8 protein-coding genes are annotated in these 15,395 nt (G+C 33.7%); 6 read left to right on the top strand and 2 right to left on the bottom strand.

Annotation, left to right across the window (positions count from 1 at the left end; all coding sequences use genetic code 11):
* The first annotated feature begins 53 nt into the window (after nucleotides 1-53).
* The 4 genes from D1818_RS13095 to D1818_RS13080 all read left to right on the top strand — a co-directional run bounded on the left by D1818_RS13095 (nucleotide 54) and on the right by D1818_RS13080 (nucleotide 12,664).
* Nucleotides 54-731 carry a hypothetical protein gene (locus D1818_RS13095; RefSeq protein ID WP_147406154.1) on the top strand — a complete coding sequence of 226 codons (678 nt, stop codon included), beginning with the start codon at nucleotides 54-56 and terminating at the stop codon, nucleotides 729-731.
* A 27-nt stretch (nucleotides 732-758) separates the two neighbouring features.
* Nucleotides 759-10,841 carry an RHS repeat-associated core domain-containing protein gene (locus tag D1818_RS13090; protein ID WP_118459454.1) on the top strand — a complete coding sequence of 3,361 codons (10,083 nt, stop codon included), beginning with the start codon at nucleotides 759-761 and terminating at the stop codon, nucleotides 10,839-10,841.
* A gap of 15 nt (nucleotides 10,842-10,856) precedes the next feature.
* Entirely contained in the window at nucleotides 10,857-11,456 is a 600-nt protein-coding gene (locus tag D1818_RS13085; protein ID WP_118459453.1) for a hypothetical protein, read from the top strand.
* A 218-nt stretch (nucleotides 11,457-11,674) separates the two neighbouring features.
* A complete protein-coding gene (locus tag D1818_RS13080) occupies nucleotides 11,675-12,664 on the top strand; it encodes an IS110 family transposase (protein WP_118459452.1) in 990 nt (329 codons plus the stop codon).
* A gap of 404 nt (nucleotides 12,665-13,068) precedes the next feature.
* Here the strand turns inward: D1818_RS13080 and D1818_RS25915 are convergent, their stop codons facing one another.
* Complete coding sequence (locus D1818_RS25915; RefSeq protein WP_370449370.1) at nucleotides 13,069-13,224, bottom strand: integrase core domain-containing protein; 156 nt, start codon at nucleotides 13,222-13,224, stop codon at nucleotides 13,069-13,071.
* 114 nt (nucleotides 13,225-13,338) lie between these two features.
* The gene (locus tag D1818_RS13070; RefSeq protein WP_118459450.1) at nucleotides 13,339-13,530 is read right to left on the bottom strand and encodes a transposase; all 192 of its coding nucleotides are present in this window, start codon (nucleotides 13,528-13,530) and stop codon (nucleotides 13,339-13,341) included.
* A gap of 278 nt (nucleotides 13,531-13,808) precedes the next feature.
* Here D1818_RS13070 and D1818_RS13065 point away from each other — a divergent pair, with 278 nt between their 5' ends.
* Together D1818_RS13065 and D1818_RS13060 are read left to right on the top strand one after the other, a co-directional pair.
* The gene (locus D1818_RS13065; RefSeq protein WP_118459449.1) at nucleotides 13,809-14,789 is read left to right on the top strand and encodes a TIR domain-containing protein; all 981 of its coding nucleotides are present in this window, start codon (nucleotides 13,809-13,811) and stop codon (nucleotides 14,787-14,789) included.
* Nucleotides 14,790-14,976: 187 nt separating this feature from the next.
* Nucleotides 14,977-15,345: a hypothetical protein gene (locus D1818_RS13060; RefSeq protein ID WP_118459448.1), complete on the top strand. Its 369-nt coding sequence runs from the start codon at nucleotides 14,977-14,979 to the stop codon at nucleotides 15,343-15,345.
* Nucleotides 15,346-15,395 lie beyond the last annotated feature (50 nt).

The following is a 15,395-nucleotide window of genomic DNA, read 5'->3' as shown; positions in this document are numbered from 1 at the left end:
AAATGAAAATGAATTTGAAATCTAGAAAAGTGTATTTGAGAATTATATGTTTTTTGGCATCGTTTTCAGTAGTTGCACAGGATACTAATACAGATGAGGTATTACAAACGGTAAGTGATTTTTATCAAAACACTAATGCGTATGCGATTACTATGAAGTATAATGTATACAAGAACGATAATGAAATCAAACCTGTAGAATCTTACAACGGCGTATACCTTAAAAAAAATAAGTATAGTAAACTTCAACTTTTAAACTCTGAGGTGATTCAGGTAGTAAATACTCAATTGATAATAGATCATACTAATAAGGCGATTTCGTACAATAAAACATTAGGAGAAACACAAGTGGTTAACACTTTAGATTTTAAAAATTATCTAAAGTTTTATAAAACTATCTGTGTAGAAGAAGATCAGGAAAAAATGGTATTACATCTTCAGCTCAAAAACAATAAGACACCGATCCCTTATTATAAAGTAATATTACACATAGATCAGAAGGAACATTTTGTAACTAAACAGGAACTATTCTTTTCCTCAAAACTCCCATTTGAATCATCAGATGGAAAGAAAGAGTGGGGTAATGCGAAGCTTTGTATCGAAATGGAATTACAAAAATCTGTGAATCAAGAAGTTTTGCAAATATCAGATTACGTAACTCCTAATCCTAACGGACATAAACAACTGACCGGGAAGTATAAAAACTATCAACTAGTAGATCTTACTAAATAAAGAAACTCATATCTATAGCATACAACTATGAATGTTAATAAATTAAAATTTAGACTCGTAACCGTATTTCTATTCTTAGGGTTAGGAATGTATTCTCAATGGGATGAACAATTTTCTTCAGAACAATTGAATCAATCGCTTACTACTGGTGATGTTCTTACCTATGAAGTAGCTGAATTGCCAAATTCGACAATTAAAGATGTAAATCCATATACGTATGTCGATCTAAAGTTGAAAGATGTAGTAGGCAATTCATTATGGTTTACTATAAAATTAAAACTGGAAATAACCTCCGTTTTAGCATCTGGAATGTTAGATACAGAAACAAAAGAAGTTAATTTACAACTCGATAGTAATTATTTACCTGGAGCAGGAGGTAGTTTTATTGATGTGACTAAATATGTTTTAGATAATCGTTACGGAGCTCATATAAAAGTAATAGAAGTTAGATATACTGATAATTCAAGTGGCGGTGTAGAACAAGTCAACGTACCTATTCCAGATAATGTAGAATTAAAAGTTGGTTTTAGTGCAGAGCGATATCATAAGTTGGCATATCAAGATGTACCTTCTCTAAACCCAGCTTTCTTACAACAAAGCACCAACGAGCTTGAGATAAGTTGGAGTGAAGTTAAGGGAGCAATAGGATATGATATAGAATGGACTTGGATAGATTCGTATAAAGATGAATTAAATACGACATATACTGCCAATGAAATAAAATTCTCGAATCGGGGTTTTGAGTTGAATAGCTCCAGAATACAAACAAATGATACGTTTTATAATATTTCGGCCCTATACCGTAAAGGTTTTCTAATATATCGAGTCCGAGCTGTAGGTAGATATTTTGAAGATATAAGCAAATATAAATATAGTAATTGGAGTAGTGGCTCTAATTCAAAGAGTAAGGTTTCCGACTGGCCACATTATTATGAAATAAATGCTGAAAAATCGCATCATTCATTAAAAAATTGGCAATTTAAAGCAAGTTATGCCGAAGAAGGCAAAAAGAAAGAGGTGGTTAGTTATTTTGACGGATCCCTTAGAAATCGTCAAACTGTTACCAAAATCAATAGTAATAATCATGCTGTTGTAGGTGAAGTAATTTATGATGCCCAAGGTCGTGCAGCAATAGAAGTGTTGCCAGTACCTGTTAATAGTACTAAAATAGATTATGTCTCCGATTTTAACGCAGTCGAAGATAATAATGGAACTCTTTTGCCATACAGTTATCAGGATTTTGATACCGATGATAAGGTTTCTTTAAATCAGACATTAACCGAAAGTATGTCTAATAAAACAGGAGCTAGTAAGTATTACTCTGTTAATAATGATATTGAAGGTTTTTTTAAAGAAAGGATTGCACAAGCAAGTGGAAAACCTTTTTCGCAAATCGAATATACTAATGATAATACAGGAAGAATAAAAAGAAAAGGAGGGGTAGGAGCTACTCACCAGCTTGGAAGTAAACATGAAATGAAATACTACTACAGTACTCCTAAACAAAAAGAGCTCAATCGTTTATTTGGGTACAATGTAGGAAATGAATCGCGCTACAAGAAAAATATTATTATTGACCCAAATGGACAAGTTAGTATTAGTTATATAAATCCACAAGGCAGCACTATTGCAACAGCACTGGCAGGAGGTAACCCAGCAAGCCTAGAGTCATTAGCAGATGAAGCTAATCTAGAATTGCATAAAGAAATCACCTTTAATTTATTTGAAAGTTCAGAAAGTAACAGAATATTCAGTACCAGTGAAAATGGAAACTTGAATGACGCTAAGTTGTATACTTCACAACAAATGAACTTGGCAGATAATACTAGTTTTTATTTTGATTATCAACTTGCTATTAACGACCTTTCGTTTAATTATGGTTGTTTAGATGGCACTACAGAAGGGTTCCCTTTTGCATACGACCTTCAATTAAACATACTCCACGAGCAAGGCAATAATCTGCTTAATCCTGTCAATGAAACATTGATTGCTAATAATAATCTTTCACTTTTTACATTAACAGGTTCTGATGGTACAGCAGAAAATGTAGCACTAGGATCTTTTGGTATTCTTAAGTTGTTAAAAGTTAATAAGGATAAGTTAGAGGAATATACAGCACAATATATAGCAGCTATTACAGATGAAAATAATCCAGAATGTTATGTAGATCCATCAGGTTTTGCACCAGAAGCCACTCTAGAAGGATGTTTTATAAGTTGCGAAGATTGTAAAACAAATCTTTTAACTTCTGGAGATGGGATATTGCTTACTATAAATGAAGCAATTGATAGCTATGTGGATACACAAATGGTTCCATATGTAGACAGCGATACTGATGAAAGAGATGCATTAATAGAAAGATTTAGAAGAGAGTGGGAGCTGCTATATCTTGCTTGTGATGAGCCTTGTAAGGAAGATGGTATAGGAGATTCTGATCCATCAGAAGAAGAATTAAATGTGATTACCAACTCGATCTCTTGTGAAAATGATGTTGCAAATCTACTCCAAGATATGGAACTATCCGGTCAGTATGGTATGCAGTTTATCGTAGAAAACGAAGATGCTCAGAATACAGATACGCTAGAAGCACTTAGTATTTTTAATGAAGAGAATTCATTGTTAAGCGCTGTTGGTAAAAGTTGGAGAAATCCAAAGCATTATGTATATGATATCGCTACCGACCAAGGTCACTATTATGATGAAAATGGATTGATAAGTTATGTGCTTGCACAGGAATTAGATGATGGAACATATGATCCCCCGATTCTAGATGATAGCCCAATAATGGATGCAAGTGAAGAAGGGTATGTAAAAGTAGAACCTCAATATCTGGATCTGGAGAATATTAAAGATATATCACGATATTGGTTAAATTCCTGGGCAGAATCACTTTTGGTGTACCATCCAGAATATACATACCTCGAATATTCACTTGCTGTTTGTAGTGTTACATCTAGAGTTGCCACAGCTACTATGAATAGTGATGGGTATAACAACTTCCTAAACACCCTAACGACCTACCAAAGTGCCACTAATGCTTCTTTTAACGTTCTTTCTAGACCTACCATATTAGTAGATAATGATCCATATTTTTCAGAGACTTTAACAGGTATTGAGCATAGCAATTCAGCATACACTAACAGAGTGAATCTGATGAAACATGCTTTAGATACAGATTATGATAATTTAGGAGTACGGATGTTACAGGTGGCATACAATACAGCTGTATGTAATAGTGTTTCTGATTGTGATTCTAATCTTGGATCTTTTAGTAGTTTAAGAAGTGCTATTGCCTCGTTAGATACTCCAGACAAGGATAAAGTTATACAAACATATGTGTCGTACTACCTGATGCTAAAACAACGGGTGCAATATGTATACGCTACATTATATGCATATAATCAAGGATTTTATAATGGATGTATTGGTGATGGAGAGGTTACTTCTTCTATCGTTTCGGTAATCCTGGATTATCCACAATCTTCTACCATTAATGGGTTCTTTTCTAAACCATTAGAGCGTTTGTGTGATGCAACCGGAAGTGAGTTCTATGATGATAAAATAAAGCGTTTTAAACCAGTTGATAATCTATATGATTCACAACAATCTCCAGAGGACGCTATAGAAGAATTGGCTTTACAAGTCAATTACGAGTACTTTTTAGAAACTGGCGTTTGTCCTCTGGCTAGGGATATGCAATTTTACCTAGACGGGCTATTTTCTGAAACCTTACCAGATGGTACACCCGCTCTTATAGTAGGTGATTTAGGGAACTATAAAGGGCAATACTTAACAAAAGATCTATATACTGATTTAGGAGGTAATTTGCCTATTGGTAATTTTACTTTAGAGGGAAACCAACAGGGCAATAAGGTATCTATTACTTTTGATGGAGGTACACCTGTTGATCTTACATTATCACAAGGATCAGGATATAGTTGGTCAGGATATGGTTCTTCTTGGTATATCGATACGATTAGTAATTTGTTTTATACAGGTAATTACAACGCAACAACAGGTGTATTTGATTTTCAAGTATTGGCAAAAATTAGATCAACAAATACTTCTGACACCTCTTTTGAAGAAATAGTGTTAACAGGGCAGACCCAGGCCAGAATAGGTGAATGTTCTATTAATAACTCAGGTAATACGGTCGGACAAGATTTAGGATCAGGAGCGACAGGAACGGCAGAAACCAATGACTGTGATATTTTACCAAGTTTTAAAAGTGCTTTTGTAGCCTTATTTAATGAACTAATTCAAACTGGTACTATGGGTACAGCCGATTATGATATCTCACAATTAGCTGTATATCGTAATGGGTATCTACCGGAGTATTTTGAGGTTGCTGGTACAAGTGCTGCATATTGGAATATGGTGGGTAATATCATTACCATTGCTACGGATACAGATACATTACTTACGTATATTTTGGATGAACCTATTTCCTTTACAGCAAGTGATATGATTTTAGGACTCTTTGTCGGTAAAACAGTGAATAAGATTTCTGGTTTATACAGCGAGGCTAATTTGAGTTACTACAATAGTAGTTTTGAAAGACAACGTATTACCGGTAGGCTATTTAAAGAAGGGGGAACCTTATTAAACTTCTCTTGCTGCGGGATTCAGGACAATCCGGGCGACCCTACGGATGATAGCTTTTTATCTTGCGCAGATGGAGCAGTATCCTTAAAGCAGCAGGTTGCTTATCACTTTAGAAATTTGATGAATGCCTTATTGGCTAATGGTGACTTCTACAGGGATAATGTAGCGTTAAATACATATCCAGAATTCAATGAATTTTTACAGGACTTTATAACAGCAACAGTGAAGTACGATTGTGAAGTAAAAAGCGATTGTGCTTCCGAGTGGTCAAATGTCGATTACAGAGATGTGACCCAGGTTGCTTGGAATGGATCTAAAGTTTTTTCAGATTATGGGAATCAATATATTGATTATGCGGGTGCATATCAATTTACAATTCGATATATAGCTTCAGGCCCCACTAATATGAATGAAATAAGTTCTATAGAGTCATTAAAATTTAGTACCGATAATATTATAGAAGGACGTCTAAATGATATAGAATTCAATTATTTGGATATTCAAGGTACTAATAATCTATATCAAGGCATGTCTCTTGGGCTTATGAATTATCCAGAAACAAGGCTTGTTCGACCTGCTCATTATCAATGTAGTTTATTAGACATATTAATAGAAGAACCTTTTATTACAACCTGTGAACAAAGTGCTGATGCCGAAGAAAGGCTTGAGAGTCATTTAGTAGAAATGTTTAACGATGTTTTTAAAGTTTTTGACTCTGAAAAGGTTCAAGTTGATATTAATACTACAAAAACGAATAATTTTCTAAACGATAATATATTAAATATTGATGAAGCTGTAAAAATAAGAATAGAGAATGAAGGTAATTATGGTTACGGTTCTCCAATAGCTAGAGATATTGCTTTTTATAGGTATCGTACAAATTCACCTAATAAAATTACATTAAGAATTGGATTTCCTTCTTTGGATCAAACAGTCGACAGTGATGGGCATAATTTTTTCCAGTTCGATTTAGTATTACAAAATGATGATGATACCTCTTTTTCGATAGAGCAAATGGGACAAATAGGTATAATCGAAAAAATTGATTTTTTACCTAGTCAAAAATTAAATATAACTTACATAGAGAAAACTATAGGTAATCGTATCGAAGCTAAAGGAGGATATTTTATGGGGCCACGTAAACAGTTTCCAATTGGAGTGCCTCCTGGAAACTTAACATATTCATTTGGTTTATGTGAAAATTTCCTAAATTTAATTGAGAATAATTCTGCAAGAAATTCTCAACCTATATCCTCATCTTCATTCGTTAATTCAAAAACTATATCTGTAGGGATAACTAATGAAGAAGCATGCCAGCCATGTATCCCACCTGTAATCCAACCCATAAGTTGTACAGGAAAATTTCCTGTTTTGCAATCGATTGCAACGGGTATTACGGGGTATAGCTTAACGGATTTATATACGGTAGATTATTTCTGCGATATGAAATATGCCTACGCCGTAGACGATTATAAAGACTATATAGAAAGCTTATCAGTGACAGACATAGAGAGCTTACAATTTATGACCGTAGCAGAATTTGCTGCTTCTGGCATAAATATAGGAGGTTCGAGTACATCTCGAATCATCGATGCCTATGCTGTGCACGTATCGCAACAAGGAGAAAATGCAAAGGATTGGGCAGTGTTTGTAAAGGAGTATAAAGCTACAAATCCATTGCCCTGTGAGGCTTCTATATTGTTATCATTGCCAAACGCTCCTGTGATCATTGAAGACCCACAAACCGATTGTGAGGAGTTTATATTGAATGTGAGCGAATTGTATAATGCGGATAGTTATCAAAACTTTTTGGATGCGAAACGAATAGAATTCCAAAAAGCATACATCACTGCTGCATTAGAGAATGCGAATGAAGATTTTAGTATGCGTTATTTTGATAAAGAATATCAATATACCTTGTATTACTATGATCAAGCAGGAAATCTCAAGCAAACTGTTCCACCAGAAGGGGTAGATCGTTTTACAGAAGAGGAGCTAGAAGATCAAGGGATTCATGCGGCGATTAACGCCTATCGAAATAGCAATGCCGCTATCGAAAATGAAACCTTATTGCCAAAACATGAGTTGATTACCAAGTATCGATATAATTCATTAAATCAGCTTATTTGGCAAAAAACACCAGATGGTGGAATCACGGTATTTGCCTACGATGATTTGGGTAGAATTATAGCCTCACAAAACGCAAAGCAAAAGACACAAAATAGCTTTAGTTATACAACCTATGATAAATTAGGAAGGATTGTCGAAGCAGGAGAATTAAAAGCCAATACAGCAGTATATATTGATGATACCTCTGGTAAGTTTTTATACAGCAACATCAATGATAAGGTAGATGTTAGACTAGAACAAGGATATCCGTCAAACATTTCCAATATTCAGAAAGAGGTAACTCGCACAATATATAGCCAACCAGTAGCAAATGCTCAAGCCGTGTTTAACACTACCTCTGATCATATCCAGAATAGTAGAAATCGGGTAACGGCTATCTATTATTTTGATCAAAAACCTACTGGTACTTTAACTAGTCAGTATGATAACGCTATATTTTACTCATATGATATTCATGGTAATGTAAAAGAATTAGCGCAGCATAACCGAGAAATGTCTATTGATCAAAATGATCCGTTATCACAGATCAAAAGGACTGAGTATGAATATGATCTAATTAGTGGTAATGTGCATAAGGTAATTTATCAAAAAGGAGAATTAGATCAGTTTATTCATCAATATGCATATGATGCTGATAACCGTATTGTAAATATAGAAACCTCTGGAGATGGAATGATATGGGAGCAGGATGCAACCTACCAGTATTTTGCACATGGGCCATTAGCCAGAACAGAAATAGGAGACAAAAAAGTACAAGGAATCGATTATGCCTATACGCTACATGGATGGCTTAAGGGCGTAAATTCAGAAAGCCTAACACCGGATAGCGATATGGGTGGTGATGGAGCCGTAGAATCTAAGGTAGCCAAGGATGCTATGGGATATTCTTTAAGCTATTTTGAAGATGATTATGTGCCAGTAAGTAGTGTTACGACAAATGCATTTGGGTATAGCAATACTGCTGCTTTGCAAAGTCCTAAAAACCTTTATAATGGTAATATCAAACAGATGGTAACCAGTTTGTTAGATAATGACGAATCGATGCTGGATGCACAACTGAATCACTATCAATATGATCAGTTAAATCGTATTAGAGGAATGCAAGGATATAGTGCTAATGGAGCTACGATTGCAGAAAACTATAGTTCGAGTTATACTTATGATAACAATGGTAATTTGGAGACTTTGCAACGATCTGCAGTTAATGCGAGTGGTATAGTTACTCCAATGGATGATTTTACCTATAATTACAATACAGATGCTACAGGGAATAAGATTAATAATCAGTTACGCTCTGTTAGTGATGTGGCATCATTAGATGCCAATTTTGATACCGATATCGATAGTGGGCAATCTGTAGATAATTATCAGTATGATGCAATAGGTCAGTTGACAAAAGATGAAGCAGAGGGACTTACTAATATCGAATGGAGAGTAGACGGGAAAATACGTCAGATTACCAAAACTGACGGTTCTACAATTGGTTTTAATTATGATGGATTAGGAAATCGTATCTCTAAGACGGTATTGCCAGAGAATAAAACCACCTATTACTCCAGAGATGCCCAAGGCAATGTTATGGCGGTGTATAAAGAAACTGTGGATGTAACTAACAATACCAATGAGCTACGACTACAAGAACATCATATCTATGGTAGCAGTCGATTAGGGTTACAAGAATCTGATGTGCTACTAACAGCTGATACCCAAAATCCAACACCGGATACCTACATCAACGAGGTTGGTGACAAACGTTATGAACTATCTAATCATCTAGGCAATGTATTGAGTGTAGTAAGTGATCGAAAAGTAGTAGAGACTAATTATTTATCAGAAGTAAGTACGTTTGAGTTTACAGGATGGCAAAATCTAGAGGAAGATACTAACTGGAATCGTTATGGAGGATCGGAAATAACAACGACAGCAGATAAACTACAAGTTACCGTAGATGATAAGAGCGAAGGTGTGATACATACAATGCTCACAGATCCAGGAAATACATATACGGTTACCTATGATTTGGAGTTACAAAACTCTCCAGATATTGATATACAAGCAGAAGCATTTGGCACAATACTGACAAGTACCATAAATACCAATAGCGGTAGGCATAGTATTCGTTTTACAGCTACACAGGTAGTAACGAATGTCTCTTGGGCACGTACTCGTGATAAAGATGATATTGTAGATACATTTGCAATAGATAATATAGTGATTACCACACTGGGTACATTGGCAGATCACACAACTGAAAGTAGTACCTTTATACCAGACGTTCTTGCATTTAATGATTATTATCCCTTTGGGATGCTACTACCTAACCGACACGAGAACTCCGCTGAATATCGATATGGATTCCAAGGGCAGGAAGCTGACAATGAGGTAAAAGGGGAAGGGAATTCCGTAAACTATAAATACAGAATGCACGATCCTAGAGTGGGTAGGTTCTTTGCTGTGGATCCTCTAACCGCAAAATACCCCCATTATACTCCGTATTCTTTTAGCGGAAATAAAGTTATTCACGCTGTTGAATTAGAAGGTTTAGAAGAAGCATTAATAAATCGTGGAACAAGTTCTATTCGAAATGAAGGAGATACATCATGTGACAATGTTTATCATTGTGGTACATTTAATGAAGATGGAAGTGCTAAATTCAAGGAAGGTTGGTATACTTATAATGATTACGGAAAGGTTACCAATACAAATAGAAAAGTAACTCATTCTTACAGTAATAAAGATGGGAGTTTTACTCAATTTTCTATGTCTGCCTTAGCATTAAGAGTTACAACACAAGGAGCTAAGAACGCAGCAATTGCAGAAGTTGATGGGCCTTTTATTGCAGGTGACATATTATTGGGGTTATACTTAATATATTCGGCAATTCCCGATAAAATAGAAACTAGTTGGGAGGCCATTCCAATAGATGTTCCAATTACTCAGGTAGGGGCAAAGCCTAGAAATGGAGATAGTCCAGAAATGATTACATTTTTTAGAGGCGTAGTTGCTCCAAGAGCTGATGAAGCAATTAAAAATCAAGATTTGTCATATACTTCAAATGGACATCCTCAGTTGAATATGGCTCCTGGGTTTTATTTTACAACTAATCCTGCGCAAGCAGTTATTTGGGCTAGAACCAGTGATTTATCTGGAGTTGGAAAGATCGTAGGATATAAAGTTGTGGCTATTTCAATTGAGAAAAAAGTATGGGAAACATTTAAATTAGCTAATCCTGGTATAATAGATGGTCAACAAGTTTTAAGACCACCTTCATACAAAGAGCTTTTTTGGGATGAGACGATAATTCCGAATAATTTGATTAAATCATTTTCCAAGACTGGTATAATTTTTCCTGCTACACCTGACTTTGGTCATTAATAAAACAAAATTAACATGACAAAATACGCAATAATAAAGACAGAAAAATTATTTGATTCTGAACCTGAAAAAACTATCAAAGATTTATATAGTGACAATTGCATAAACGAAATAAAGTACTATTTTAAATTAAACCCAAGTAAGGTTCCATATTTAAAAATTGATGAAAAGTTTTATGTGATAGAAAATGTTTTATATTTCAAAATATTAAAAAACAAAAAAAGCGAGTTTTTAGTATTGTTGCCTAATACTATAGAATTAGAAAAAATAGAAGATAAAATTGAAAAAATACTATCTTTTGAAGATCTAAATAAACTGTATTTGAAATCAGCGCCTTCAATTAATATTATTTCTTTCCAAGAAACACTCACAGAAAAAATAGTTAAAAATTTGATTGAAGATGTTAAAGATTATTTAGACTCAATGAAAATCCCTAGTAGTAGTGTTTTTTTTAATAATGATTTAAATTCTGTTTGTTACGAATCTGATATAGTTGGAGGAGAGTTTTTTCAGTTCAAAGATTTTTTAAAGTCTTTAGTAAAAGAATATGGAAAAATACTTTGTGTGAATGGAGAAAAAAAAATAAGAGGAATTTCAATTGAAAGTGATTTGTAATTGTAAACCCGATGGCCTTTAGATTCGTATCAAGATAATTTTATGATTAAATTTAAAAAGAACGGAGTGAACTTTCCCGATCGCTAGATTTATAAGATCCAGTCCGCGTATTAGTCTCCGTCCTTTTTTCAAGTTACTTAGAACCATATAGAATTTTAGTTTGTCCTTATTAAAGGTCTTAGTTAAAGTAACTCAATTATTATCTTAAAATTAAAGTTATGAATTTTAAAAATGTAATTGGTATTGATATTAGTAAAAATACCATTGATGTATGTAATCATTTAGATCAGAAAAATGCTCAATTTAGTAATAGCAAGAAGGGTTTACAGAACTTTTATTTGTGGGTCAAAAGTTCAAAAAATGAAATCGAAGATGTGCTTTTTGTGTATGAACATACAGGTATGTATTCGCATTTAATAACCGAGTTTTTAACAGATAAAGAATGCCATTATCACATTGCACCTGCTTTAGATATAAAGCGTTCAATGGGAATCACAAGAGGCAAAGACGATGTAATTGATTCTAAAAGAATTGCTTTATACGGTTATCGATTAAAAGATGAAATAACTCCAACAAAAAGCTACTCAAAATCCATTACTCAATTGAAATCATTGATGAGTCTTAAAGCTAAGCTAATAAAACAACGAGCCGCTTATAAGGGTACTCTAAGTGAGCAAAAAAACATATATAAAACAAAAGACTTTAAAATCATTTTTGAAGTCCAGGAAAAGATGATTCGTTACATAACAAAACAAATCAAGACTCTTGAATATCAAATTTTGGAAGTTATAAAAAGTCAAGAGGCATTGAAACAAAGTTTAAAGTTAATTTTAAGTATTAAAGGTGTTGGAATGCAAATGGTTACAACGATGATTATTGCTACAGAAAACTTTACCAAATTTAAGAACTGGCGAAAATTTGCATCATATTGTGGTGTAGCTCCTTTCCCTTATCAATCAGGAACAAGTGTAAAAGGACGTAATAAAGTCTCACAACTCGCTAATAAAAAAATAAAAGTATTGATTCATATGTGTTCAATGGTAGCAATTCAACATAATCCAGAGATGAAAAAATACTATGAAAGAAGAATTGAAATAGGTAAAAATAAAATGAGCACAATTAACATTATTAGAAACAAGTTAATAGCTCGCATTTTTGCAGTAATTGATAGACAAACTCCATATGTGGATACAATGAAATTTGCTTAAAAAATAATTTGAAAAAAGCTTGTTTTAATCATAGAATACGCGGAGTTTGCTGTGAGAGAATCGAGAGATTCTCGTAACTGAAAATAAGATGGTAGCAGGCCTACCGATATCTGCTTGCAGGAGCTGGTATCAAACTGCCTTTCTAGTGCTAAAGGAGTGATTTTTTAGTTCGGAGCGAGAAAGGAAAAGGCTTTGTAAGGAGTCAATTAAGAATAAAAGAGATGAGCCTCCGCTCGTCCTAGAATGAGTGATCCCCTGATGGCGCGAGCGTCTCGTAATGATCGCTAGTGCTAGCATACATGCTAGTACCGTTTGTGATAATCGGTATGAGTGTTTCGTCCTAAAAAAAGTTTACATATTTTACGTTAATCCTAAAATAGTTTTACAACTTATACTTAGTCCTATTATTGGTTTACAATAATAGGATTTTTCCATAATTTTTCCATTTTTATATTGTTTTGATGCACTTGATTTGGAGTCAAATTACCTATACTCATATGTGGTCTTTGATTATTATACAATTCAACCACAGTTTTTAATAGCTCCGCAGCTTCCTTTATGTTTTCTATTTGCTAATCTAAAGGCTCGTCCTCGACTGAGTAAGGCTAGTGCTCGACTCTGTCGGGTACCGATGAGCATGTTTCGTCCTAAAAATTTATAGAACATGAATATTTTCAATCAATAGGGTTCGTAATAAAACTACTTTCTACCAGATTATTATGTATATAATCGATCTTTTGCTTGATCTCTTCTATATTCCATAATTCTATTGGTTTATAGTAATGCTGCCAGAATTGATATTTATTTATATTTTCTTTCTTTTTACTAGCTCGTTCAAACCCTTCGACATAGCTCAGGACAGGCATCCATAATAACCATTCTTTTCTACTCTCTTGTGTATAATTTTCTTTGGTCCCAAAAACATTGATTTTTACGGTTTAAAAGTAAAACTTTTGTTGGAATATTTCCAATAAAAAATGGAATAATTCCAAATAAAGAAAGTAATTTTGTAATGAGCTCATTTGGACTTCTTCATTCAACCGAAAAAGCAAGATTTATCTAAATGCGAAAGATGGTTTTGCAGGAAATGATGAAGCCTGAAGGAGTTCAATTGGTCAGTTTTAGGTTAAAAAAATAGTCAGTGATGAAGAATAAAAGTTATGAATATGATGTTGCTTTATCTTTTGCAGGAGAGAATAGAGCATATGTAGAGGAAGTGGCAAATAGCTTGAAAAATAAAGGCGTTAAAGTGTTTTATGATTTATTTGAGGAAGCTAATTTGTGGGGTAAAAACTTGTATGAGTATTTGTCAGAGATTTATCAAAATAAAGCAAGATATACAGTACTGTTTGTATCCAGCTTTTATAACAAAAAATTATGGACAAATCATGAGAGAGTTTCGATGCAAGCGAGAGCATTTCAGGAAAGTAGAGAATATATATTACCTGCTAGATTCGATAATACAGAAATTCCTGGAATTCTTAAAACAATCGGTTATATTAATTTGGAAAATAAGACTCCTGAAGAATTAGCCGTTCTTATCGAAAATAAGTTAAAAAGGGATCAGACATTTTTCAGAAATCGATGGTCGAAACTCTCTACTATGATTAATCCTAAGCCTTTTATTTTTACGATTAAAGTAGTAGATGAAAAAAAGCAATTGGTTACACATGCAAAGGTAGTGCTGGTAGCGAATAATTCTACTTATCTGGAAGGTTATACGGATGAGAACGGATTAGCACATTTTGTAATTCGGACCAGGAAGCTATATACCGTTCTTATAGCGCACTCAGAATATCCAGCTGTAATTTTTCATAGTATGAATCCTAAGGAAGATATTAAAGTTACTATTGAGAAATCCAATAACTCAGGTTCAGTTATTATCAATAAATTGGGTCAAATTCCTGGAATCTCGGGTAAAGTAGAACCCATTTTGAAGCCTGATAAAAAGTTGAGTTTATATGCTGATAATATCGCAATTGAAGACGGAAAAGATCAACCATCCGATTTTGAACTTAATAAAGCGATCACTTTAGAGGACAATGGAGGAAATATCATGCACTTAACCTTTCGGTTTTTCCAAGGTAGGATTGCTTTAATTGATTTTTATAAAGATATCAAATAACATATATTTTTGTATCTATAGCTAGTTCTTTCTTTAGACTAGTGTGATGGAATCCAGGAAATAGGCAGCAAATGAAGTGCATTTCATTTGATTGTTAATGAATTGTTAAGAAAAATCAAAATACGTTAAAACCATAACTTTAACATATTTTTAATGATATTAAGTATGCGAATCGCGTTCTATTACTATGAAAGTGATATTCGCAGTATTTTTTGTAATTGGATTACAACATAGTTTAAGTGTACAATCTATAGAGATTGTGGATAATGACCCTGATGTGGAATTAAACATTAATAGTAAGTTCCTTTCGTTTCAGGAAAATACAGTATTTAATACTTGTATAGGCATTGATGAGGTTGATGTGAAAAATCAACAAATTAGTTTAGCTAATAAACCGCTAGCACAATTAATGTATTGGCGATATGAAGTTATGACTTCTATGACTGATAAAATGAAATCTATTGCAAGTATTTCTTCCTATACTTCCAAAGAGGAATTCACTAGTTTAGGAAGACGATTATTTGATTTAGGGGTAATAAACAACATCATAAATTAGATATAATAGAATCTGAACGTTATCCGATTTTTTATCAAATAAAAAACTGT

This window comes from Aquimarina sp. BL5, assembly GCF_003443675.1.
Classification (GTDB): domain Bacteria; phylum Bacteroidota; class Bacteroidia; order Flavobacteriales; family Flavobacteriaceae; genus Aquimarina.
The sequence above is the reverse complement of the archived record's forward strand: the minus strand, read 5'-3'. Positions and strand labels throughout refer to the sequence as shown.

Coding starts and splice junctions, on each gene's coding strand:
- D1818_RS13090 (WP_118459454.1), top strand. CDS start 759: ATGAATGTTAATAAATTAAAATTTAGACTCGTAACCGTATTTCTATTC.
- D1818_RS13085 (WP_118459453.1), top strand. CDS start 10,857: ATGACAAAATACGCAATAATAAAGACAGAAAAATTATTTGATTCTGAA.
- D1818_RS13080 (WP_118459452.1), top strand. CDS start 11,675: ATGAATTTTAAAAATGTAATTGGTATTGATATTAGTAAAAATACCATT.
- D1818_RS13070 (WP_118459450.1), bottom strand. CDS start 13,530: ATGCCTGTCCTGAGCTATGTCGAAGGGTTTGAACGAGCTAGTAAAAAG.
- D1818_RS13065 (WP_118459449.1), top strand. CDS start 13,809: ATGAAGAATAAAAGTTATGAATATGATGTTGCTTTATCTTTTGCAGGA.
- D1818_RS13060 (WP_118459448.1), top strand. CDS start 14,977: ATGAAAGTGATATTCGCAGTATTTTTTGTAATTGGATTACAACATAGT.